Genomic DNA, 24,037 nt, shown 5'->3' with positions numbered 1-24,037 from the left:
TCTAGATCTCTTTCAGGGCGCGGCTCATGTGCTCGCCGACCTTGGCGATGATCGGCTCGTCGATGGCCTGGATGTGCTCGCCACCGATCTGCACGACTTCGAGGTCGGACACATACTCGCCCCAGCCGCCGTCCGGCTGGCGGACGGCATACCGCGGCTCGAACATGATCGCGTCGTCATGGTATCGATCGGCCATGTAGAGCGTGACGTGGCCGTCGAACGGCTGGATCTCGGCGGTGTCGATCGCCCGGTTGTCCAGGTAGGACGTGCGCTGGTGCTCGATGATCCCGGCCGGGATCTGCACGCCGCTCTGGCTGATCGCGTCGAGCACGAACCGCACCTGGCCCTCGTCGTCGAGCTGCTCGAGGTGCTCGTACGGGATCGCCGGGACGGTGACGTTGAACGTCTTCTCGGCGAACTTGGCGTACCGGTCCCAGCGCTTGCGGATCTCCTCCTTGGTCTGCGGGATCTCCTCGCCGGCGCGTACCGCGTCGATCAGACCCACGAACCGGACATCCTTGCCCTGCTGCTTCAGCCCGATCGCACACGCGTAGGCCAGCACCCCGCCCAGCGACCAGCCGACCAGGATGTAGGGCCCGTCGCCCTGCATCTCGATCAGCTTCGGGACGTACTGCGCGGCCCGCTCCTCGATCGACCCCTCGACCCGTTCGAAGCCGTACATCGGTGTGTCCGCCGGCAGCCGGTTCAGCAGCGGCTCGTAGACCACCGTGGATCCGCCGGCCGGGTGGAACACGAACACCGGCGCGGCGTTGCTGCCCTCGGGACGAGGCCGCAGGGTGCGCACGAAGCCGTCGATCACGCCGGCCTCCAGGTACTCGCGCACCTTGTCGGCCAGCGCCTCGATGTTCTCCGAGCTCAGCACGTCCTCGACGGTGATCGGCCCTTCGGCGCGCTCGGACAGCCGCTGGGCCAGCTTGGCGGCCTTGTCCTCGTCTAGCTTGGGCAGCGGGTTGAAGATGCCGCCCGCGGACTTGCCGGTGACGATCGCCCAGGTGGCGAAGACGACGCGCTCGGCCGCGTCGCGCGGCGGCACGTCGGAGTTCAGCGCCTTGGCCACAGCCTCCTGGCTGAGCGCGTCGGCCGCCGCCGCGAGGTTGGTCCCCGCGGGTCCCGAGGGGTCGGTCGGGGGCGGCGGAATGGTCACGTCCGACGGCGGGGGCTGGGTCTCGGGCTCGGCCTGCGGGTCGGGCGCCGGCGCCGCCGCCGTGGCGGGCGTTGCGCCGCTGAGCAACTCGGCCTGCGCGCGGGCGATCTCCTCGGAGGTCTGCGTTTTCTGCTGCTCGTGCAGCGCCTCGACCTCGTCGCGGTGCTCGACGGCGTACTCGATCAGCTTCTCGACGTTGTACAGGTTGGCGTCGCGCACCGCGGTCAACTGGATCGGCGGCAGGTCGAAGTCGTACTCGACGCGGTTCTTGATCCGCACCGCCATCAGCGAGTCCAGGCCGAGTTCGATCAGCGGCACCTCCCACGGCAGGTCCTCGGGCTCGTAGCCCATGGCCGCGCCGACGATGGTGCCCAACCGCTCGGCGATGGTCTCCCCGGACTCCGGGGACCATCGGCCGACGTCCGACCGCAGGTAGCGGTTGGTCAGGCTGTCGGAGAGGGTCTCGGCGTCGTCTTCTTCGACGGGCGCCGCCTCGACCGCGACGGGACTCGCGATCGAAGTGCCGGCGCCGACGGCGGCGGGCAGCACGGATTCGGCGCCGCCGCGGGTCAGCAGCGCGTCGTAGACCAGCGTGAAGGACTCGTCGATGCGGGCGTGCACCTGCACCGAGGCGCCGTTGGGGTGCCTGGTCAGCGTAGTCACCAGCCGGGCGCCCTCACCGGGCACCGCGCGTTGCTCCGCGGCGGTCAGCTGCGCGTCCGGCAGCACCGCGCCCGCCGCGGCTTTGACCAGCGCGGCCAGGTCTGTCTTGTCCCGGGGCGCGTACTCCCACACGTGCCGCCCGTCCGGCAGCGCGACGTGGTTGCCCGGCATCAGCACCGAGCTGTCGCCGGCGAAGTGCGCGTCGAGCCAGTGCTCTTTGCGCTTGAACCGGGTCGGCGGGATGTTCGCGTAATCTTCGGGGCCGCCCGCCCGGGTGAACAGAGTCCGCACGTCCAGGTCGTGGCCGTGTACGAAGAGCTGCGCCATGGTCGAGATGATCGACTCGACCTCGTCCTGCTTGCGGGCCAGCGTCGGGATCAGCTGCGCGTCGTGCAGACCCGCGTCCGCGGTGGTCAGCCCGACCTGCATCAGAGCCACCGGGTTGGGGGCGAGCTCCAGGAACGTGGTGTGCCCGCTGTCCACGGCGTTGCGGATGCCGTGGGTGAAGTAGACGCTGTGCCGCAGGCCCTTCTTCCAGTAGTCCACGTCGTGGATCGGCTCGCTGCCCGGCTTGATGTAGCGGCCCTCGTGCACGGTCGAGTAGATCCCGGCCGTCGGGCTCGTCGCGTTGATGCCCTGCAGTTCGGCGGCCAGCTCGCCCAGCAGCGGGTCCATCTGCTGGGTGTGGCTGGCGCCCTTGGTCTGGAACTTGCGGGCGAACTTGCCCTCCGATTCGGCGCGCGCGATGATCGCGTCGACCTGCTCGGGCGGGCCGCCGATCACGGTCTGGGTCGGCGCGGCGTAGACGCACACCTCCAGGTCCGGGAAGTCGGAGAACACCGTCTTGATCTCGTCGGCGGAGTACTCGACCAGCGCCATCAGCCGGATGTACTCGCCGAACAGCATCGCCTCGCCCTCGCCCATCAGGTGCGAGCGCGAGCAGATGGTGCGGGTGGCGTCGCGCAGCGACAGACCGCCGGCGAAGTACGCCGACGCCGCCTCGCCCAGCGACTGCCCGACCACCGCCGCCGGCTTGGCGCCGTGGTGCTTGAGCAACTCGCCCAGCGCGATCTGGATCGCGAAGATGGTGACCTGAGTGGTCTCGATGCCGTAGTCCTGGGAGTCATCCAGGATCAGCTCCAGCACCGAGTAGCCCAGCTCGTCCTGGACCAGCGCGTCGACCTTCTCGATCCACTGCGCGAAGACCTCGTTGCGCAGATACAGGCTCTTGCCCATCTTGCGGTGCTGCGCACCGAAGCCGGCCAGCACCCAGACCGGGCCGTTGGTGACCGGGCCGTCGACGCTGAACACGTTGGGTCGTTGCTTGCCCTCGGCGATCGCGCGCAGCCCCTTGACGGCTTCTTCGTGGTCGTGGGCCAGCACCACAGCGCGGGACCGGCCGTGGTTGCGCCGGGACAGCGAACGCCCGATCGACTCCAGCGACGACGCCTGACCTTCGGGGCTTTCCATCCAGTCGGCGAGTTCGGCTGCGGCCACCTTCTTGCGGGAGGTCAGGAACGCCGACACCACCAGCGGGATCGCCGGCGGTGGAAGTTCTTGTGTCGCAAGCTCTTCCAGAGCGGCGGCCTTGAGCGCCAACGCCTCTTCGGTGACGCCGGGCAGCTCCGGTTCGTCGTCCTCGGCCGCCGCCGGCCCGTCACTGATGATCTCGCCGTATTCGTCGAACCGCAGCGAATGACCCTGCCCGTCGGCCAGGTCGCCGCCGGCCGAGACCACCGCGGCCTGCGGCGCGGTCTCCGGTTCGGGCTCCCGCTCGATCACGTCGCGGGGCAGGACTTCGCGCACCACCAGGTGCGCGTTGGCGCCGCCGAAGCCGAAGCTGGACACCCCGGCCAGCGCGAAGCCGCTGTAGCGCGGCCAGTCGGTCGGCTCGGTGACCACTTTCAGCCGCATCGCGTCGAAGTCGATGTAGGGGCTGGGACCGGCGAAGTTGATCGACGGCGGTAGCTTGTCGTGCTGCAACGCCAGCACCACCTTGGCCATGCTGGCCGCGCCGGCGGCCGACTCCAGGTGTCCCACATTGGTTTTCACCGCGCCCAGCAGGGCCGGCCGGTCCGCCGGGCGTCCCTTGCCGACGACGCGGCCCAGCGCCTCGGCCTCGATCGGGTCGCCCAGGATGGTGCCGGTGCCGTGCGCCTCGATGTAGTCGACGGTGCGCGGGTCGATGCCGGCGTCCTTGTAGGCCCGGCGCAGCACCTCGGCCTGCGCGTCCTGGTTCGGGGCGATCAGACCGTTGGACCGGCCGTCATGGTTGACCGCGCTGCCGGCGATGACCGCCAGGATCTGGTCGCCGTCGCGGCGGGCGTCGTCGACCCGCTTGAGCACCAACATGCCGGCGCCCTCCGAGCGGGTGTAGCCGTCGGCGTCCGACGAGAAGGACTTGATCCGGCCGTCCGGCGACAGCACCGCGCCGATCTCGTCGAATCCCAGCGTCACCATCGGGGTGATCAGCGCGTTCACCCCGCCGGCGACGACGACGTCCGCTTCGCCGTTGCGCAGCGCCTGCACGCCCTGGTGGATCGCCACCAGCGAACTGGAGCACGCGGTGTCCAGCGTGACCGACGGACCGCGGAAGTCGTAGAAGTAGGACACCCGGTTGGCGATGATCGAGCTGGCGGTGCCGGTGATCGCATACGGGTGGGCGACGGTCGGGTCGGACACGGCCAGGAAGCTGTAGTCGTTGGTGGAGGCGCCGACGTACACGCCGACCGCCTCGCCGCGCAGGCTGGACGCCGGGATGCGGGCGTGCTCGAGCGCCTCCCAGGTCAACTCCAGCGCCATCCGCTGCTGCGGGTCGATGTTGTCGGCCTCGGTCTTGGCCACCGCGAAGAATTCGGAGTCGAAGCCCTTGATGTCTTTGAGGTAGCCGCCGCGGGTGCGGGCCTTGGCGACCCGCTCGGCCAGCCGCGGCTCGGCCAGGAACTCCGTCCAGCGGTCCTCCGGGAGGTCCGTGATGGCGTCGCGGCCTTCCAGCAGCGCCTGCCAGGTCTCGTCCGGGGAGTTCATCTCGCCGGGCAATCGGGTGGACAGGCCCACGATCGCGATGTCGACCCGCTCGGCGGGTCCGTTGCGGGTCCAGTCGGAGTTGTCGGCGCCGTCGTCTTCCCGCTCCGGCTCGCCCTCGATGATGCGGGTGGCCAGCGACTCGATCGTCGGGTGCTGGAACGCCACCGCCACCGACAACGTGACACCGGTGAGGTCCTCGATGTCGGCGGCCATGGCCACCGCGTCCCGCGAGGCCAGCCCCAACTCGACCATCGGCACCGACTCGTCGATGTCGTCGGGTGACTTGCCGACGGCATTGCCCACCCATTCGCGTAGCCAGCGGCGCATCTCGGGGACGGTCAGGTCGGTCTTGCCCCCGGTCGACGGAGACTCGGTGATGTCAGACATTGCTTACCTTGTTCGGTTCGTTTCAGTCGTTGGTGGCGAAGGCCGTCGGAGACCCGACGCCGCTGCGCAGGCTGCCGTCCAGGTAGGCCGTCCGGCACGCGCGGCGCCCGATCTTGCCACTCGAAGTACGCGGAATCGTCCCCGCCGACACCAGCAACAGGTCGCGCACGGTCACGCCGTGCCGCACGGCGATGGCCGCCCGGATGTCGTCGGCGATCGGTTGGTACTCGAGCTTGTGCGTACCGGCTGCGCGCTCGGCGACGATCACCAGTTGCTCGGAGGTGTCGTCGGGGTCGGCGCTCAGACCGGTGTGCGGGTCGTCGAAAACCTGCTGCGGCAACTGGTTGGCCGGGACGGAGAAGGCCGCCACATATCCGGTCCGTAACGCCTTGCTGGCTTCCTGCGCCGAGTACTCGAGGTCCTGCGGGTAGTGGTTGCGGCCGTCGATGATGACCAGGTCCTTGATCCGGCCCGCGATATAGAGATGCCCGTCGTGGTAGGTGCCGTAGTCGCCGGTGCGTACCCAGAGCCCGTCGTCCGCGGCACCCTCGGCGTGCGACTGGGGCACGCGGGACTTCAAGATGTTCTTGAAGGTCTCCGTGGTCTCGGCTTCCTTGTTCCAGTAGCCGACGCCCAGGTTCTGACCGTGCAACCAGATCTCGCCGACCTGCCCGTCGGGCAGCTCGCTGGCCGTGTCCACGTCGACGATGACCGCCCACTCGTCGACGCCGATCTTGCCCGCCGAGACCTGGGCGACGGCGTTCGGCGCGTCCGGGGCCACCTCCACGAAGCGCTGGTTGTTCAGTTCCTCACGGTCGACGTGGATGATCCTCGGCGGCTCGTCGTGGGGGGTGGTAGAGACGAACAGGGTCGCCTCGGCCAGCCCGTAGGAGGGTTTGACCGCCGTCTCCGGGAAACCGTAGGGACGGAACGCGTCGTAGAACTTGCGCATCGACGCCGGTGAAACCGGTTCGCTGCCGTTCAGAATTGCCTTGACGTTGCTCAGATCCAGCGGCGGCTCGCCCTCCTTGGGCACTCCCCGCACCGCGGCATGCTCGAACGCGAAGTTCGGTGCGGCCGAGAACACCCCGCCGGTCTCGCCGGGTTTGCGGGCCAGCTCACGGATCCAGCGCCCGGGACGGCGCACGAACGCGGCCGGCGTCATGAACGTGAAGCTCTGGCCCAGCACCGGCGCGCACAGTGCGGTGATCAGGCCCATGTCGTGGAAGAACGGCAGCCAGCTCAGGCCGCGGTCGCCTTCCTCGCCCTGCAGCGCAACCAGCGTCTGCAGCACGTTGGTGGGCAGGTTCAGGTGGGTGATCTGCACACCGGTCGGGGTGCGGGTGGAGCCGGAGGTGTACTGCAGATAGGCGATGGTGTCCTCGTTGGCATCGGTTTCCTGCCAGGTCGCGCCGACTTCGGTCGGCACCGCATCCACGGCGATGACACGTGGCCGTTCCTTGGCCGCGCGGGCGCGGATGAACTTGCGCACCCCCTCGGCCGATTCGGTGGTGGTCAGGATCGTCGACGGAGTGCAGTCGTCGAGCACGGCGTGCAACCGGCCGACGTGACCGGGCTCGGCCGGGTCGAACAGCGGCACCGCGATCCGCCCGGAGTACAGCGCACCGAAGAACGAAACGAGGTAGTCCAAGTTCTGCGGGCACAGGATGGCGATGCGGTCACCGGGTTGGGTGACCTGTTGCAGCCGGGCACCGACGGCGCGGTTGCGGGCGCTGAACTCCGACCAGAGGATGTCGCGTTCGACACCGTCGCGTTCGGTGGAGTAGTCCAGGAACCGGTACGCGAGTTTGTCGCCGCGCACCTTCGCCCACTTCTCGACGTGTTTGACCAGATTGGTGTTAGCCGGGAACCTGATCTTGCCGTTCACGACGAACGGGTTGTGGTAAGCCATTTTCTCAAGCTCTCCTGTCACGAACTCTCTGTGTCACCGGCTTTGCGGCGGGTACTCCAATACGGGCTAGCGGGCGCCGACGTCGAAAATCTGCGCGCGATATGACCGCGACCCGCACCCCGCCGGGGTCTGTCGCTGCCAACCTCGACCCAACCGGGTCAACCACATGCTCTTAGTTTTCTCTTAATGTTAAGGGGCGCGTAGCGGCGCACCAAATCACAAGGTACGCCTGATCCCGCTCGCTACCGCCGCGCTACGGAGTGTGTCTAACTGCCTTGTCGGCACACCGCTCACCCGTGCTTGGGATGCGGCGCCTTGTCCAGTACGCCCTGCGCCCAGTTCAACGTCCACTGGGTGGCCGACTGCCCGTCCGAACTCCAGAAATCGGTCGTCGCGTACAGCGCGTGGATGGGGTGCCCCGCCCCCCCGGCCAGCGTATTCAGCGTGGTCGGAAGGTTGGCCGGGCTGAACGCTTCCTTCGGCGCGGCGCAGATCAGGTCGCCCTCGGCGCAGATCTCGTTGGTGCGACCGTTGAGCGCGCCGAACCCGCCCGGCCGTGGGCCGGTCATCGTCAAGCCCAGAGTGGCCAGCACCGGCACCTCGTGCAGGGTGACCTCAGCACCCACCCCCGGCGGCGTGGGCGGAATGTTGTTACCAACCTCACCTTGTCGGCGACCGTCGGCGATCAACGTCACACCGAGAACCAGATCCTCGTCGACGGGACCCTGACCGTTGCCGATGTTGTTGGCGATGTCACCGGCGATCACCGCGCCCTGCGAGAAGCCGATGATCACGTAGCTGGTCAGCGGGCACCGGTTGTTCATGTCGGTGATCGCCTTGACCGTGGCGCGGGTGCCTTCGGCGCGGCTGTCGTCGTACTTCATCTGGGTGTCGCCGGACAGCGGTCGTTGAAACTCCGCCGTGTACGGAACGGTGTAGGTCTGAACCCGGCTCGCGGGGAACTGCTGGCTGATCGGCCCGGTCACCTTGAGCAGCAACGCCAGCGGGTGCAACGTGGGGTTGAACGGGTCCTCGGTCGGCGAGGACTCCCAGGTGCCCGGCACGGACACCAACTGCACGTCGGGACAGGAGGCGTCCTGGCTAGCCGGACGCGGCTTCTTGTGCTGCGACGAGGTCGTCGGCCCGGTCGGCAGCACGCCCGGGGGCACCGCGCTGGGCGGCACGTCGCGATGGCGCAGCATCATCACCCCGGCGGCGATGACCATGGCCACGACCAGGGCCATGGAGGCGGCCGCCAACCAGGCGAGGCGCTTGTGTCGGCGCTGGCGGGCAGTGTTGGCCATGTTCTCCTGCTAACAGAGTCCGGTACGGGAGGGCGAGTGCTGTCCGGGGCATGCGCACCGTCGCGCCCTACCCGCACCCGCCTTTACACGGTACCGGCCCGCAGGCTCAGTCAGATCGTGGCGACCCGCTGCACCCGGCCACGCCGCTCACACCAGCGTGGCGACCCGCTGCACCCGGCTACTAGCGAATCGCGCCGACGATGTCGCCGGACATCGCGCCCAGCTGCGCCGCCCACGAACCCCAGCCGTTGTCGCCGCCGCCCGGGAAGTCGAAGTGCCCGTTGTGCCCGCCGACTTCGCGGTAGTGCTGGTAGAACGAGCGGCTGTTGCCCATTGCGGTGTCCGGAGTGCCGAGCATCGCAGCGGGGTTGCTGGCACCGCCGCTGGTCGGGCTCCACACCCAGACGCGGGTGTTGTTCGCGGCGAGCAGCGCCTCGTGCACCCACGGGTCATGCCACTTCCAGCGACCCAGCTGTGGGGCTCCCCACATGCCGTTGCCGTCCACGCCGCCGAACTGCTGCAAACCGGCCAGAATTGCGCCGTTGCTGAAGGTTTCCGACGGGTAGAGGAACCCGGACAGCGAGCCGGCGAAACCGAACCTGTCGGGATGGAAGGTCGCCAGCGCCATCGCGCCGTACCCGCCCTGAGAGGCGCCGACTACGCCGTGTCCGCCCGGCGCCAGACCTTTGTTGGCGGCCAGCCAATCCGGCAGCTCACTGGAAAGGAATGTGTCCCACTGCTTGCTGCCGTCCTGCTCCCAGTTGGTGTACATGCTGAAGGCGCCCCCGGCCGGGGCGGCCACCGAGATGCCCTTGCCGGCCAGGGTGTTGAACGCGTTGCCGGCGGTGACCCAGTTGCTGACATCGGGGTTGGCGTCGGCCGCGTCCAGCAGGTACACCGCGTGCGGTCCACCCGCCAGGAAGGCCACCGGGATGTCTCGGCCCATTGCCGCCGACGGCACCATCAGGGTCTCGTACGGGGCTGCCTTCGCTGCACCCGGACACGTCCCCGCCACCACACCGAACGTGATCGACAGCACCGCGACGCCGAGCAGCCGTAGCAGCAACGACAGACCCCTCATGTCCACCTCCACCGTGTCCACCTACCGGAAGGTAGCTAACCACACCGGTATCGACGGGATAAAGGGGCGCTAACAACCAACGGCGGCGACCCATAGGTCGCCGCCGTCAGTTGCGTGTTGCCTGGCGCGGGTTTAGGTGCCCGCGGTCGGAGCCGTGGCCGCGGTGGCCGGGCCGGCGCCGGGGGTCGCACCCAGCGTGGACTGGATGTCACCCTTCATCGCGTTCAGCTGCGCACCCCAGTACGGCCAGTCGTGCGTGCCGTTGGCGTCGAAGTTGAACACCGCGTTGTGGCCACCGGCCGCGTTGTAGGCGTTCTGGAACTTGATGTTGCTGTCCCGAACGAAGCCCTCGAGGAACTTGGCGGGCAGGTTGTCGCCACCCAGCTCGGACGGCTTGCCGTTACCGCAGTAGATCCAGATGCGGGTGTTGTTGGCGACCAGCTGGCCGACCTGCAGCGTCGGGTCGTTGCGGGCCCACGCCGGGTCGCTCGTCGGACCCCACATGTCGTCCTTCTTGTAGCCACCGGCGTCGCCCATGGCCAGACCGATCAGCGACGGGCCCATCCCCTGCGACGGGTCCAGCAGCGCCGACAGCGAGCCGGCGTAGATGAACTGGCTGGGGTGGTAAGCGGCCAGGATCAGCGCGGACGAGCCGGCCATCGACAGACCCACCGCGGCGCTACCGGTCGGCTTGACCGACTTGTTGGCGGCCAGGTACGCGGGCAGCTCGTTGGTCAGGAAGGTCTCCCACTTGTAGGTGGTGCAGCCCGCCTTACCGCAGGCCGGCTTGTACCAGTCGCTGTAAAAGCTGGACTGCCCGCCGACCGGCATGACCACAGCCAGACCCGACTGCAGGTACCACTCGAATGCCGGGGTGTTGATGTCCCAGCCGTTGAAGTCCTCCTGAGCGCGCATGCCGTCGAGCAGGTACAGGGCCGGCGCGTTGGCGCCACCGCTCTGGAACTGGACCTTGATCTCGCGGCCCATTGCCGCCGAAGGCACCTGCAGGTACTCCACCGGGAGGCCCGGACGCGAGAACGCACTCGCGGTCGCCGAGCCGCCGACGAAACCGACCAGGCTCGCGAGCAGGGCCGCACCCACGGCTCCCACAGCGAGTCGGCGCGGCATACCCGTCACGGCGCCACGAAACCTGTCAACAAGCTTCATTCCTTGCTTCCTCATCCTCATCCTTGTGCGCGTCCTTAATGCATCGTCTTGCTTGGGGGCGCGTCCCGAATTGGGTCAGACTGCACGCACGCGGCGCTGCAGTGCTTCTGTAGTCAACCACATCTTCCGGCACCGGCTCTCCTCCAGGGAGTCGCTGGGCGCCTCCATCGGCGCGGTTTCGGTGTGATCGACAACGTTGAAAACGCATCCGAGATCGGCGTTTCCGCATGTGCCCGTCATCGGGTGGCCGCTGGTGACGGCTGAAATGACAGTTTGCTATCAGAGTCGGAACCGCGGTCGTGGGCCCCGCGGCACGGAAATCGGGAAAAAAATCTTGGCGATCGCGTCACTCACGAGGAGGCGCGGCCGGTACGTGCGGCACCTCGAGTCCGCACTTGATCAGCGCGTTGCGCGGGATCCGGTCGATGCGGTACTGGGTGAACTCGTAGGCGTGCAGCACGTTGGACACGAAGCGGCGCACGCTCATCGGGGCACGTACCGAGTTCAGCACAGCCTGGGTCTCCGGGCAGCGCAGCGCCGCTTCGGCTTCAGCCACCCACTGGGGGTCGAGGTAGCCCGGGATGCCCGGCGGCCACTTCACCCACGGCCCGTCGGCCACCACCCAGTCGGGGAACAGATTCTTGTCGTGGCCGATCCGGCCGTGCTTGAGCCGTTCGGTGTGCGCGGCCAACGGGTTCGCCAGCCCGATCTGGTCGATCACCCGGACGTCCAGGCCGACGTTCATGCCCAGCATCCCGAGGTTGGTGAAAAACACCGCGTGCTGCGGCTTTTGGTCTGCCGGGATGCCAGGGGCGCTGCCCGGCGGGATCATCGGCACCAGATCCCATCGGGTGTAGTTGCCCGACGGCAACAGCAACGCGCCTCCCGGGGTGTTGTCGAGCGCGACCAGCACGGCGGCCATCCGCGGGTAATCCAGGTAGTCGGCCGCGGTCAGCGGATGCGCGCGCCCGGTTGCCTGGGCGTAGAAGCGCCGCTCGTCGACGATTCCGGAGTACGTGACGTGGGTGGCGTCGTCACCCATTCCGGGGGAGTTCGCCGCCCACAGCGACCATCCGGCCACCCCCAGCCACAGCGCGCTGACCGCGCCGGCCAGCCAGTAACCGGTCTCCCGGCTGAAATCCTTGCCGTCGGGGATCATCACCGGGATCACCGCTACGGGTGCCAGCAAACAGAACACCGGTGTCAGCAGTACCCGGGCGTGCATGAAGTCACCGCCTTGGCGGATCCAGTAGAACCCCTGCAGCAGGCCGCTGACGACCATGAAGATCACCACGGCCGCCGGACTCTGCACCGACCTGGCTATCCGGCCGTAGTCGGGCGCCAGCGCGGGCCGGATGAACGACCGCCGCCGCCGCGCCAGCATCAGGATGACTCCCAGCGGGACCAGCAGCACCAGCGGAAGCCAGAGCAGATAGGGCTGGTTGAAGTTGGCCAGGTAGATCAAGCCCTGGGACAACTTGTCGCCGGCGGCGTCCTTGGCCAGGGCGGTACTGGGCACCAGCAATCCGTAGTAGCCCATCCGAAAGATCTGGTAGCCGACCGGCAGCAGACCACCCGCCGCCACGATCAGCGCCCGGTCGCGCCAATTGCGCGCCGCGATCAGCAACATGATCAGCGCCACCCCGCCGATCAGCGCCAATTCCGGCCGGACCAGCACGCTGCATCCGGCGACGAAGGCCAGCGCGAGGATGAAGGCCCAGGCCTGGGGGCGGACCCGCAGCGGCTGCGCCCAGCAGACCATCATCCACCACAGCAAACCCAGATAGGCCAGTACCAGCCCGTTCTCCAGACCCGAGGTGGCGAAGTCGCGGGCCGGCGGCAGCGCGATGTAGACGAGCGCCCCGGCGGGCAGCATGATCGCCCGCCGGCCCCGCAGGCTCGGTGCATACAACCGCGCCGTGCCCAACATCAGCAGGACGACGCCGAGCACCGACAGCGTCAGCGCCGCGGCCAGCGCGACGTACTCCAGGCGGACCGGCTCGCCCAGCCAGCTGATGACGTACAGCAGATAGGTCCAGACCGTCGAGGTGTTGGCCTCGACGCGTTCGCCCATGTTGAACACCGGCCCGTTGCCGGCCAACAGATTCCGCACCGTGCGCAGCACGATCAGTCCGTCGTCGGCGATCCAGCGTCGTTGCCAGGCCCCCCAGCCGAACAGCACCGCGACCACCGCCACGCTGATCCACAGGCTGACCCGGACCATGACGGTGTAGGGAAAGGCGGGCCACTTGACGCGCCGGACCGCCGGCCGGCGAGCCAGCGCAGCCTGCTGGAGCGCGCGGAACCGTTCGCTAGCCGAAAGCAACAGCAGCACCCACTGTTGCGATCCACGCCAGCGCCAGCAGTTGCAGCACCCGGTCGCGCAGCGCGATGTCCTCGGGCTCTCCGGCCAGCCCGCCGTCGACGTCCACGGCGTAACGCAGGATCGCGATGGTGAACGGGATCATCGACACCGCGTACCACGACCCTTTGGCGCCGTCGCGCTCGAACGCCCACAGCCCGTAGCACAGCACCACCGCGGTGGCCGACATTGTCCAGACGAATCGCAGGTAGGTGCTGGTGTAGCTTTCCAGCGACTTGCGGATCTGAGCCCCGGTGCGTTCGGCCAGCTGCAGCTCGGCGTAGCGCTTGCCGGCCACCATGAACAGCGATCCGAAGGCGGCCGTCAGCAGGAACCATTGGGACAGGTGGGTGTCGGTGGCCGCGCCGCCGGCGATGGCGCGGATCAGATACGCCGACGACACGATGCAGACGTCGATCACCGCTTGGTGCTTGAGGCCGAAGCAATACCCCATCTGCATGACGAGGTAGACCGCCATGACGACCGCCAGGTTCGGCGTCAGCCAGTACGAAATACCGAGCGAGACGACACCCAGGACCACCGCCAGGGTGTAGGCCAGCCATTCGGGCACCACCCCGGCCGCGATCGGCCGGAACCGCTTGGTCGGGTGTTCGCGGTCGGCCTCGACGTCGCGCGCGTCGTTGACCAGATAGACCGCCGAGGCCGCCAGGCTGAACACCGCGAAGGCCACGCCGACCTTGGTCGCCATGTCCAGCCAGTCGTAACGCTGACCCCGGCCCGCGGCGGCCAACGGCGCGGCCAGCACCAATACGTTCTTCACCCACTGCCGCGGCCGGATCGCCTTGATCACACCGGTGACCAGGTTGCCGGGCGGTCCGGTCTTCTCGGCCAGGTCTTCGCTCATCGCAGCCACCTTTGTCGAACCGTGCTGTCCACCCGCACGGTTGCCGCGGCGACCCCGGCGCCCAGAGCCACACCGGCCACCACGTCGCTGGGATAGTGCACGCCCAGCAGTATCCGGGACAGCGCCATGGGCGGAATCAGTGCCGCCGGCAGCGGCAGCCCGGTAGCGCGGCGCAGCAGCAGCGCCGCGGCCGTCGTCGACGTGGCGTGCGCGGAGGGGAAACTGAGCCGGCTGGGGGTGCCGACGTTGACCGCGACGGCGGGATGTTTGGGACGGGTGCGTCGCACCACCCGCTTGACCACGACCGCCGCGGCGTGCGCCGCGAACGCGCCGGCCCCGGCCACGACCCAGTCGCGGCGGCGGGCCGGCGACAGGATCGCGCCCACCAGCGACACGATCAGCCAGCCGATGCTGTGCTCGCCGAAGTGCGACAGCGCACGCGCCGCGCTCAGCGCACCCGGCCGATCTGCCAGCGCGGACTGGACGGCCACCATCGCCGCGATCTCCCCCGACGGCGGCTCCCCCGACGGGACGGCTTCAGCCATGACGCGCTGCCGCGTCGGCCGGTAGCAGCACCGACTCCCACTTCTGCTTGCTGGACAGCACCGGCAGCGACTCGCGGTACAGCCGGCGCATCTCGTCGAACCGGCGTGCCAGCTGGCGCTGGCGGCGCAACGACTGCGCCAGCAGCGCGAACATCTTGGCCCGGTCGCGCTGCCGGTAGACCACACCACAGCCGTCGGCGGTGGTGACCGTGACGCCGTCGACCGTGCACAACCGGAACCAGCGCGCGTCCTGGGTCGGCACGTTGTACTCGGGCCGCTGATGGGCCGCGGGATCGGCGGCCTTGAGGTTGTGCAGGATTCCGCGCGCCAGCCGGTAGCTGATCGTCACCGGATTCACCGGCGGCTTCATGGCTTTGCTCTGGTGTGCCGGTGGGGGCAGCTCGCTGGCGGCCGGCAGCACCACCGCGTCCGGGTACTCCTTGCGCAGCCGATGGACCTCCGGCAGGGCGGATTCCAGGATGGAGAAGATGTGCTCCGGGCCGGCCAGGAAGTCGTCGATCGCCCGGTTCTGAATCGCCACCGTCGAATATTCAAGGCAGGCAAGGTGTTTGAGCGTCGCCTTGAGGTGGCTGCGGACAAGGCCGGAGACGTCACCGTCCCAGTGCATGGCCGCCACCACCAGCCGGTTGCGCAGGTGGAAGTAGGCCTGCCAGTCGATGGCGTCGTCCTTGTCGCTCCACGCCATGTGCCAGATCGCCGCGCCGGGCAGCGTGACGGTCGGGTAGCCGTGCTCGGCGGCACGCAGCCCGTAGTCCGCGTCGTCCCACTTGATGAACAGCGGCAGCGGCTGGCCCAGGTCCTCGGCGACCTGGCGCGGGATCATGCACGTCCACCAGCCGTTGTAGTTGACGTCGATGCGCCGGTGCAGCAGCTTGCTCTTGTCCTCGCTGTCGTTGAGCGGGTACTCGGCGAAGTCGTGGTCGTATTCGGCGTGCGGGGCGGCGGTCCACATGAAATTCGACTGGTCGACGACCTCGCCCATGATGTGCAGGTGCGACGGCTCCTGCAAGTTCAGCATCTGCCCGCCGACCAGCATCGGGGTCTTGGCGAACCGGCTCATCGCCAGCACCCGCAGGATCGAGTCCGGCTCGATGCGGATGTCGTCGTCCATGAACAGGATCTGTTGGCAGTCGGTGTTTTTCAGCGCCTCGTACATCACCCGGCTGTAGCCGCCGGAGCCACCGAGGTTGGGCTGGTCGTGAATCGACAGCCGGTTGCCCAGCCGCTCGGCCGCGGCCGGGAAGTCCGGGTGGTCACGCACCTTGCGGGTGCCCTGGTCGGGCACGATCACCGCGCCGATCACCTCGTCGACCAACGGGTCGGCGGTGAGGTCGCGCAGCGCGTTGGCGCAGTCGGCGGGCCGGTTGAAGGTCGGGATCCCGACCGCGACGTTGGCGGTTCCCGGCGCGGGCACGGCCGCGTACCAGCCACCGCTGCGCAGCGTGACCGCGGTGTCGGTGGTGATGTCGAACCAGATCCAGCCGCCGTCCTCGAACGGCTTGAGCGCGACCTCGATCTCCAAAACCGCGGGGGCGTCCTCGGTGCCGCCGAAGGGGTGGCCCTCGATGTAGATGCGTGCGCCGGTGGCCTTGGTCCGGTAGACGTCGACGCGTCCGGCTCCGGTCAGCTCGACCCGCAGCACCACCGAGGTACAGATGGACCAGCGCCGCCAGTAGCTGGCCGGGAACGCGTTGAAATAGGTCGCGAACGACACCTCGGACTCCGCGCCGATCTGCAACGACGTGCGGCTGGTGGCGTGGGCGCGACGTGCGTTGGTGGTCGATTCCTCCAGATACAGCTTGCGCACGTCGAGGGGCTCACCGGGACGCGGCAGGAGGATGCGGGACAGCAGACTGACGGCGGTCATACAGATGTTTCCTCGATTAGCGGCGCGCCGTCGCGAAGGTGCGGCGCGACGACGTTGTCGTACATGCTCAGAGCGCTGGCTATGGCCATGTGCATATCCAGATATTGGTAGGTGCCCAATCGCCCGCCGAACAGCACCTTCGATGTCGCGGTCTCCGACTTCGCCCGGGCCCGATAGGCGGCCAACAGGGCGCGGTCGGCCTCGGTGTTGATCGGGTAGTAGGGCTCGTCGTCGTCTTCGGCGAACCTCGAGTACTCGCGCATGATCACCGTCTTGTCCGTCGGGTAAGTGCGCTCGGTGTGGAAATGGCGGAACTCGTGGATGCGGGTGTAGGGGACGTCGGGGTCGTTGTAGTTCATCACCGGGGTGCCCTGGAAATCCCCGATCGGCAGCACTTCGAGTTCGAAATCCAGTGTGCGCCAGCCCAGTCGGCCCTCGGCGTAGTCGAAGTAGCGGTCCAGCGGACCGGTGTACACCACCGGCGCCTCGGGATTGTCCCGGCGTAGTGCGTCGCGGACGTCGAACCAGTCGGTGTCCAGCCGGACCTCGATGCGGTCGTCGGCGGCCATGTTCTGCAGCCAGGCGGTGTAACCGTCGACGGGCAGGCCTTCGTAGGTGTCGCTGAAGTAGCGGTTGTCGAAGGTGTAGCGCACCGGCAGCCGGGTGATGTTGGCCGCGGGCAGTTCTTTGGGGTCGGTCTGCCACTGCTTGGCGGTGTAGCCCTTCACGAAGGCCTCGTAGAGGGGACGGCCGATCAGCGAGATGGCCTTCTCTTCCAGGTTCTGCGCGTCGGCGGTCTCGATTTCCGATGCCTGCTCGGCGATCAGCTGCCGCGCTTCCTCCGGGCTGAAATAGCGGCCGAAGAACTGCGACACCAGACCCAGACCCATCGGGAACTGGTAGGCCTGCCCGTTGTGCATCGCGAACACCCGGTGCTGGTAGTTCGTGAAGTCGGTGAACTGCCGCACGTAGTCCCACACCTTCTTGTTCGAGGTGTGGAACAGGTGCGCCCCGTACTTGTGCACTTCGATCCCGGTCTGCGGCTCGGGCTCGGAATAGGCGTTGCCGCCGATTTGCGGGCGGCGCTCGACGACGAGAACCCGCTTGTCGAGTTGGGTCGCCACGCGCTCGGCGATCGTCAGGCCGAAAAATCCGGAGCCGACGACGAAGAGGTCATAGCGAGGGGAAGAGTCGAAGCGCGTGGACATCGGTTGCCTAGGGTATCGGACCTGCGCGCCGAAACCCGACTAGGCGGGTCGCGCGGGGCCGGGTTTTCCCAGGTACGCGAGCACGAAGCGGCGGGCCGCCCGACGAACGTCACACCTGTGAACCACTCGCCTCACGATTCGGTATCGCCACACCAGTCACACCAATCCCACTCGTACCATCGGTGGTGCGGGTTTACTGCCTGCAGCCAAGACATATTGAGGAGACTTCCGTGCCGAACCGTCGCCGACGCAAGTTCTCGACAGCCATGAGCGCGGTCGCCGCCCTGGCAGTCGCAAGTCCGTGCGCGTACTTCCTGGTCTACGAATCGACAGCCGACACCAAGCCGGTGGAACACCACGAGTTCAAGCAGGCAGCTAACGTTGCCGACCTGCCGGGCGAGCTGATATCCGCGCTCTCGCAGGGGCTTTCGCAGTTCGGTGTCAACTTGCCGCCGGTGCCCGCGCTGGGCGGCAGCAGCTCCCCCAGCACCGGCCTGGGCACCGCCGGGCTGGGCACCAGTCCCGGCCTGGCCAGTCCTGGTCTCGGCGGGACCAGCCTGACGCCGGGCCTGTCGCCGAGCACGCCGGGGTCGCTGGCACTGCCTGGCACCACCGTGTCGCCGACGACCGGGGGCGCGGGCGTCAACCCGGCTCTGAGCAACCCGGGTCTGACCAGCCCGACCGGGGTCGCGCCGGGTCTCAGCCCGGCCACCGGCCTGAGCCCGGCCGCCGGTGCCGCCACCGGTGAAGTTCCGATCTCGGCGCCGGTCGGTCTGGACCCGGGCGCCGACGGCACCTATCCGATCCTGGGTGACACCTCTGGCCTGGGCGGAGCCGGCACCGGGCTGGCGCCGGTCAGTCCCGTGGCCTCGGGAAGCAGCGGCGGAGGCGGCGGCCTGGTCAGTGACCTGATGCAGGCGGCCAACCAGCTGGGCGCCAGCCAGGCCATCGACCTGCTCAAAGGCCTGATCATGCCGGCGCTCATGCAGGGCGTCCAGGGTGGCGCGGGTGCACCGGCAGCTGCGGGCGCCGGCGCCACACCGGCACTGCCGGCGGTTCCCGGCATCCCCGCCGCAGCTGCCACCGTGCCCGGCGCCGCAGCCGCGGCGGTCCCGGGTGCCGTGTCCGCCCTGCCCGGCGCGGCGGCCGCATTGCCCGGGGCGGCGGCCGCGGTTCCTGGGGCGGTAGCCGCAATACCCGGCGCGGCCGCAGCCATCCCGGCGGCAGCCACGGCCGCCGTACCCGAGGCGCCACCCGTCTAGCACGCCGCAGAACCTGTCACCTGACGACACCGCAGAGTCCCCTCTGCGGTGTCGTCGACATGTTTCTGCCGTAACTGCCGTGTCGCCTCATAAGAAACACCAGACACACACGTAACATCGGCTGATGCCTCACGGTCGGGCTCCGACGATGCTGCTCACCGCGTTCGCGGCGACGGTCGTCATCGCGTCGTGGCTGTTGATCGGCCAGCCGCACGACACCCGTCCGGCGCCGGCGACCGGCGACACCCAGCTCGCCGAGCAGCCCCTGGTGGGTCTCGGGGGAGGTGTGACCGTCCGGGAACTCTCCCAGACCACGCCGTTCTCGCTGGTCGCCTTCACTGGTGACCTGGCCGGGACCTCGACCCGGGTCCGCGCCCGGCGGTCCGACGGGTCGTGGGGACCGTGGTATCAGACGGAGTACCAAACGGCGGCGCCGAACGGCCCGGCGGCGCCCGACGATCCGCGCAGTACCGATCCTGTGTTCGTCGGCACCACGACCGCCGTGCAGATCGCGGTCACCAGACCGACGGATGCGCCGGTGACACAGGCGCCGCCCGCACCCGCCGACCGGGGCGGATTGGGCTATCGACCGGCCAGCAGGGAACAACCGTTCGGGCAGAACATCTCGGCGATCCTCATCTCGCCACCGCAGGCCCCGGCCGAAATCCACCCGACCCCACCGGCTGGGGTGACGATGCCGGGGCAGGCCCCGCCCATCATCAGCCGCGCACAGTGGGGCGCCGATGAATCGTTGCGTTGCGGCAGCCCGCAGTACGACCGGGCGGTCCGGGCCGGCGTCGTCCACCACACCGCGGGCAGCAACGACTACTCGCCACTGGAATCGGCCGGCATCGTCAAGGCGATCTACACCTACCACTCCAAGACCTTGGGCTGGTGCGACATCGCCTACAACGCGTTGGTCGACAAGTACGGGCAGGTATTCGAAGGCAGCGCCGGCGGGCTGACCAAGCCGGTGGAAGGGTTCCACACCGGCGGATTCAATCGCGAAACCTGGGGTGTGGCGATGATCGGCAACTTCGACGACGTGGCGCCCACCCCCATCCAGTTGCGCACCACGGGCCGCCTGCTGGGCTGGCGGCTGGGGATGGCCGACGTCGACCCGAAGGGCGCGGTGGAACTGGAGTCAGAGGGCGGTTCCTACACGGTGTTTCCGGCCGGTGCGGTGGCCAAGCTGCCGGCCATCTTCACCCATCGCGACGTCGGCAACACCGATTGCCCGGGCAACGCGGCGTATGCCTTGATGGACGAGATCCGCGACCTCGCAGCGCATTTCAACGATCCGCCGGAGGAGCTGATCAAGGCGCTGGAAGGCGGCGCGATCTATCAGCGCTGGCAGGCGATGGGTGGCATGAACAGTGTGCTGGGTGCCCCGACGTCACCAGAGGACGACGGTGCCGCCGGATCGCGGTTCGTCACGTTCGCCAAGGGCGCGATGTATTGGTCCGAGGCGACCGGCGTGCAGCCGGTCACCGGCGCCATCTACGACGCCTGGGCGGCCCAGAGTTACGAACGCGGCCAGCTCGGGTTGCCCACCAGCGCAGAGATTCAGGAACCGCTGCGCATCACCCAGAACTTCCAGCACGGAACGCTCAACTTCGAGCGGCTCACCGGCGACATCACCGAAGTCGTCGACGGGATCACCACGCCCCTGTCGACACAACCGCCGAGCGGTCCGAACGTACCGGACGAACACTTCTCGCTGCCCGCGCATCCACCCAACTAGTCTGGCCGGGTGCCCGAAACCCCGTACCTCACGATCGATCTGGACCGGGTACGGGGCAACTTCTGCGCGCTGCGCAACGTACTGCCCGCCGCCCAGATCCGCTATGCCGTCAAGGCGAACCCGGCTCGGCCCATCCTGCGTGTGCTGGCCGACGAGGGCGCGGCGTTCGACGTCGCCTCCGTCGGTGAGGTCGACGCCTGTGTTGCGGCCGGTATCGACGGCACGCGGCTGGCGTTCGGGAACACCGTCAAGAAACCGGCGACGGTGGCCTCCGCATATGCCGGCGGGGTGCGGCGTTTCGCCTTCGACTCCGAACACGATCTGGCCGTCATCGCCGAGCACGCCCCCGGGGCAGAGGTGGAATGCCGGATAGCGCCTGCGTTTCCGTCATCGGTGACACCGTTCGGCCACAAGTTCGGGTGTGCGCCACAGGCGGCTCCCGGTCTGCTGCGTCGTGCGGGTGAGCTCGGGCTGACAGCGGCGGGGGTGTGTTTCCACGTCGGTTCGCAGCAGCCCCAGCCTTCTGCCTGGGAGTTGGGCATTCGCTGTGCGGCAACCATTTTCGATGCGGTCGGCGTACTGACGACGATCAACGTGGGTGGCGGGTTTCCTATTGGGTACGCGGCGACGGCACCGGAACTTTCTGAGATTGCAGATGTCATCACGGTGGCCATCCGAAGCTATTTCGGCTCGCGCACACCACATCTCGTGCTGGAGCCGGGCCGGGTGATCGTGGGATCGGCTGGGACCATCTCGTGCGAAGTGGTGTCGGTGCGCACCGGAACCGACGGACGGCGTTGGGTTTATCTGGACATCGGTCGCTACGGCGGTCTCGCCGAAACCGAGAACGAATACATCCGCTACCGGCTGCGGACGCCTCGTGACAGCGACCCGGTGGCGGACGCCGTGCTCGCCGGCCCGACCTGCGACGGCGACGACGTGCTCTATCAAAATTATCCGCTGCCGGTCACGCTGCGTCCCGGTGATTCCGTCCGCATCGAGGACGCCGGCGCATACACGACCAGCTACGCGTCGGTGAGCTTCAACGGGTTCGATCCGCTGCCAACGTATTTCGCGCCGGGCGGGGAGACCGGACGGACGATCGTCGAGCCGCTAGGCCCTGGCCTGACTCGGCATTGGGAATTGTCCGACGTGCTCTGCGACGTCCGAACCGACTATCAGCACCTCGTTATCGGCCGAACTGCCCAGGGCATAACACTATTCAGCGACGGTGACCGGCAAAGCACGGAGCTGAGCCAGCTGGTCTACCACGAGGCGCTTCTGGTCCCGGCGTTGCTACTGGCCGACAAGGTCGAGCGGGTACTGATCATCGGCTCCGGTGAGGGCGTGGTGAGCCAACTGGCCGTGGCCGCCGGGGCCACCCGCGTCGACCACGTCGACATCGACCGCACAGCGGTGCGGCTGTGCGCCGAACACTTGCCGTACGGCTACACGATGGACGAATTACATAGAGCGGAAAGGGGACTCGGTGCGGTCACCATGCACTACGGTGACGGCTGGGACTTCGTAGAGCAGGCCTCCGACCTGTACGACATCGTCGTAGTCGACCTTCCCGACGAACGAACCGCGCCGGCGCAGCACAACCGGCTGTACGACATCGGCTTCCTGCAGCGGTGCCGTGAGATCGCCGGCGTTGCGGTCGGTCAGGCGGGTTGCCCGACGCTGTGGCGCAACGACACCTTGCGCTCCTCGTGGCGGCGCTTCGGCGAAACGTTCGACACCGTAGTGTATTTCGGTAGCGACGAGCACGAGTGGGCGTTTCTGTCCGGCTTGTCGCAACCAGTTGGGCAGGACCCGGTAGCGCTCATGTCGGCACGGCTCCCGGGGCTGGCCTACCGTCCCCGCACCATCGATGCCGCCGCACTGACGGCTAGCAGCGTTCCGCCGATGTCGTTGCGCCACTAGGGTTCTTCGTCGTCGTCGGGTTGGACGGGTTTTTCGGGGTGGTGCATGCAGTTGATGCGGGGTTGGCCATAGTCGAGGTTTTTGGGTGGAATCCATTCGGTGCGGCCGCGGGTCTTGCGGGTGGTGTATTTGCGTCGTTCGACCATCCGGTTGTGCGGTGCGCAGGCCAGAGTGAGTTCGTCGATGACGGTGCGCCGTGTTTTCAGCCAAGACTCCACGTGATGGACCTGGGTCCAGTAGCCCTTGACGGTGCAGCCCGGGCAGGTGCAACCCCGCTCCTTGGACAGCAGCACCAGCCGCTGCTCGGGGGAAGCGATCCGTTTGCCGTGATAGAGAGCTTTGGTTTTGTCCTTGTCGAACACCGCCAAATATTGGTAGGCATGCGAGGCTTGGGCGATCACATCGGCCATCGGCAACAAGGTGCCTCCCGCGGTCAGCCCGTGCCCGGCGCCGGCTTCGAGTTCGGCCAGGGTGGTGGTGATCACGATGCAGGTCGGCAACCCGTGATGGCGACCCAGCTTCTTCGACATCAACAACGCGCGCAGCGCGGCCAGCAGCCCGTCGTGGTTGCGCTGTTCGGCGCTGCGGGCATCGCGCTGCACCGCTTCCTGCGGGGCGCGTCCGTCGACGGTCGGGTGTTCGTCTGCGGGGTTACACATGCCCGGGGCGCCCAGTTTGGCCAGCACCGGCTCCAGGGTGGCCCGCAGCTGCGGGGAGATCAGACCGGTGAGCTTGGACGTGCCATCGGACTGCTGGCGCCCGATGGTGATGCCGCGTCTGCTGCGGGCCCGCTCGGCCTCGTCGGCTTCGTCGGGCACGAAGTCGCCGTCGGGCTTGAGACAGTCCTTGAGCACCTGGGCATATTCGGCCAGTTCATCGGGGCGAAACCCGGTGGCCACCAACACCAGCTTGGCTTCGGCATCAGCGCGGGTGGCCACATCAACGGCCTCGGGCAATTTCTTGAAGAACTTGCGAATCACCGAAACCTGTTCGCTGCCGATCAACCCTTGGCGCTCAGCGGCGGCGGTGTGGGCCAGCACCGGCTCCAGCGGCTCACCGGTCAACGCGCGGCGCGGACCCAGATCGGCGGCCTCGGCCACACAGCGGTCAGCTTCGGACTTACTGATCCGCAACCGGTTGGCCAACGCCACTGCCACCGTGCCGCCCCACTCCTCATTGGTCGCGGTCTCCACGAGCTGATTGACGATCACATGACCAGGCACCCGCAATTTGCGCACCACCCGCTGCAGGCGTTCCCGCACCGCCAACGACCCGGCCGTATCCAGCCGGTCGAAACTCAACCCACACGCCCTATCGGCGAATGCCTCCAGCCCGCCGAGAACCTCCTCGATCTCCGCGTCCGTGCTGGCTGGCATACCGCTGATTTTACGAACCGGCACCGACAAGCACGCGAAGCCAAAGACCAAGCTGTGCACAAACATTCAACTGTGGATAAGGGCTGATGCGGATCCCGACCGGTCGACATCCCGCAATAGCGCCGGACGTTCGGTCACCGTCCGCACATCGTCGA

General features: G+C 68.0%; 14 protein-coding genes. 3 read left to right on the top strand and 11 right to left on the bottom strand.

Annotated features, from left to right (window positions below):
• Position 1: 1 nt before the first annotated feature.
• The 10 genes from pks13 to glf all read right to left on the bottom strand — a co-directional run bounded on the left by pks13 (position 2) and on the right by glf (position 17,574).
• On the bottom strand, positions 2 to 5,242 hold the full coding sequence (gene pks13 / locus AC5Y47_RS06610) for a polyketide synthase Pks13 (protein WP_499943109.1): 5,241 nt from the start codon (positions 5,240 to 5,242) through the stop codon (positions 2 to 4).
• Between the two features lie 22 nt (positions 5,243 to 5,264).
• Positions 5,265 to 7,154, bottom strand: a complete 1,890-nt coding sequence (gene fadD32 / locus AC5Y47_RS06605) for a long-chain-fatty-acid--AMP ligase FadD32 (protein ID WP_499943108.1) — start codon at positions 7,152 to 7,154, stop codon at positions 5,265 to 5,267.
• A 290-nt stretch (positions 7,155 to 7,444) separates the two neighbouring features.
• On the bottom strand, positions 7,445 to 8,458 hold the full coding sequence (culp6, locus tag AC5Y47_RS06600) for a carboxylesterase Culp6 (RefSeq protein ID WP_499943107.1): 1,014 nt from the start codon (positions 8,456 to 8,458) through the stop codon (positions 7,445 to 7,447).
• Between the two features lie 181 nt (positions 8,459 to 8,639).
• Positions 8,640 to 9,539 carry an esterase family protein gene (locus AC5Y47_RS06595; RefSeq protein WP_499943173.1) on the bottom strand — a complete coding sequence of 300 codons (900 nt, stop codon included), beginning with the start codon at positions 9,537 to 9,539 and terminating at the stop codon, positions 8,640 to 8,642.
• Between the two features lie 132 nt (positions 9,540 to 9,671).
• Positions 9,672 to 10,706, bottom strand: a complete 1,035-nt coding sequence (locus tag AC5Y47_RS06590) for an esterase family protein (RefSeq protein ID WP_499943106.1) — start codon at positions 10,704 to 10,706, stop codon at positions 9,672 to 9,674.
• Positions 10,707 to 11,052: 346 nt separating this feature from the next.
• A complete protein-coding gene (gene aftB / locus AC5Y47_RS06585) occupies positions 11,053 to 13,032 on the bottom strand; it encodes a terminal beta-(1->2)-arabinofuranosyltransferase (protein ID WP_499943105.1) in 1,980 nt (659 codons plus the stop codon).
• Positions 13,019 to 13,933 (bottom strand): decaprenyl-phosphate phosphoribosyltransferase, encoded by a 915-nt coding sequence (locus tag AC5Y47_RS06580; protein ID WP_499943104.1) that lies wholly within the window; start codon positions 13,931 to 13,933, stop codon positions 13,019 to 13,021. The genes aftB and AC5Y47_RS06580 overlap by 14 nt, the downstream gene beginning before the upstream one ends.
• A complete protein-coding gene (locus AC5Y47_RS06575; RefSeq protein WP_499943103.1) occupies positions 13,930 to 14,478 on the bottom strand; it encodes a phosphatase PAP2 family protein in 549 nt (182 codons plus the stop codon). Before AC5Y47_RS06575 ends, AC5Y47_RS06580 begins: the two co-directional genes overlap by 4 nt.
• Complete coding sequence (locus AC5Y47_RS06570; RefSeq protein ID WP_499943102.1) at positions 14,471 to 16,366, bottom strand: glycosyltransferase; 1,896 nt, start codon at positions 16,364 to 16,366, stop codon at positions 14,471 to 14,473. Before AC5Y47_RS06570 ends, AC5Y47_RS06575 begins: the two co-directional genes overlap by 8 nt.
• On the bottom strand, positions 16,363 to 17,574 hold the full coding sequence (gene glf / locus AC5Y47_RS06565; RefSeq protein WP_499943101.1) for a UDP-galactopyranose mutase: 1,212 nt from the start codon (positions 17,572 to 17,574) through the stop codon (positions 16,363 to 16,365). Before glf ends, AC5Y47_RS06570 begins: the two co-directional genes overlap by 4 nt.
• 230 nt (positions 17,575 to 17,804) lie before the next feature.
• Here glf and AC5Y47_RS06560 point away from each other — a divergent pair, with 230 nt between their 5' ends.
• From AC5Y47_RS06560 to AC5Y47_RS06550, 3 genes are all read left to right on the top strand, one after another.
• Entirely contained in the window at positions 17,805 to 18,836 is a 1,032-nt protein-coding gene (locus AC5Y47_RS06560; protein ID WP_499943100.1) for a hypothetical protein, read from the top strand.
• Positions 18,837 to 18,960: 124 nt separating this feature from the next.
• A complete protein-coding gene (locus AC5Y47_RS06555) occupies positions 18,961 to 20,580 on the top strand; it encodes an N-acetylmuramoyl-L-alanine amidase (RefSeq protein WP_499943099.1) in 1,620 nt (539 codons plus the stop codon).
• 9 nt (positions 20,581 to 20,589) lie between these two features.
• The gene (locus AC5Y47_RS06550; RefSeq protein ID WP_499943098.1) at positions 20,590 to 22,506 is read left to right on the top strand and encodes a spermine/spermidine synthase domain-containing protein; all 1,917 of its coding nucleotides are present in this window, start codon (positions 20,590 to 20,592) and stop codon (positions 22,504 to 22,506) included.
• On the opposite strand, the gene AC5Y47_RS06545 is transcribed toward AC5Y47_RS06550, so the two are convergent.
• Complete coding sequence (locus AC5Y47_RS06545; protein ID WP_499943097.1) at positions 22,503 to 23,882, bottom strand: HNH endonuclease signature motif containing protein; 1,380 nt, start codon at positions 23,880 to 23,882, stop codon at positions 22,503 to 22,505. The genes AC5Y47_RS06550 and AC5Y47_RS06545 overlap by 4 nt on opposite strands.
• Positions 23,883 to 24,037 lie beyond the last annotated feature (155 nt).

The organism is Mycobacterium sp. NGS22 (genome assembly GCF_059813095.1).
This window is presented reverse-complemented; position numbering and strand designations above follow the sequence as displayed.

Excerpts from the sequence above, each read along its gene's own strand:
- pks13 (WP_499943109.1), bottom strand. The coding sequence starts at position 5,242 with ATGTCTGACATCACCGAGTCTCCGTCGACCGGGGGCAAGACCGACCTG.
- fadD32 (WP_499943108.1), bottom strand. The coding sequence starts at position 7,154 with ATGGCTTACCACAACCCGTTCGTCGTGAACGGCAAGATCAGGTTCCCG.
- culp6 (WP_499943107.1), bottom strand. The coding sequence starts at position 8,458 with ATGGCCAACACTGCCCGCCAGCGCCGACACAAGCGCCTCGCCTGGTTG.
- AC5Y47_RS06595 (WP_499943173.1), bottom strand. The coding sequence starts at position 9,539 with ATGAGGGGTCTGTCGTTGCTGCTACGGCTGCTCGGCGTCGCGGTGCTG.
- AC5Y47_RS06590 (WP_499943106.1), bottom strand. The coding sequence starts at position 10,706 with ATGAAGCTTGTTGACAGGTTTCGTGGCGCCGTGACGGGTATGCCGCGC.
- AC5Y47_RS06580 (WP_499943104.1), bottom strand. The coding sequence starts at position 13,933 with ATGAGCGAAGACCTGGCCGAGAAGACCGGACCGCCCGGCAACCTGGTC.
- AC5Y47_RS06575 (WP_499943103.1), bottom strand. The coding sequence starts at position 14,478 with ATGGCTGAAGCCGTCCCGTCGGGGGAGCCGCCGTCGGGGGAGATCGCG.
- AC5Y47_RS06570 (WP_499943102.1), bottom strand. The coding sequence starts at position 16,366 with ATGACCGCCGTCAGTCTGCTGTCCCGCATCCTCCTGCCGCGTCCCGGT.
- glf (WP_499943101.1), bottom strand. The coding sequence starts at position 17,574 with ATGTCCACGCGCTTCGACTCTTCCCCTCGCTATGACCTCTTCGTCGTC.
- AC5Y47_RS06555 (WP_499943099.1), top strand. The coding sequence starts at position 18,961 with ATGCCTCACGGTCGGGCTCCGACGATGCTGCTCACCGCGTTCGCGGCG.
- AC5Y47_RS06545 (WP_499943097.1), bottom strand. The coding sequence starts at position 23,882 with ATGCCAGCCAGCACGGACGCGGAGATCGAGGAGGTTCTCGGCGGGCTG.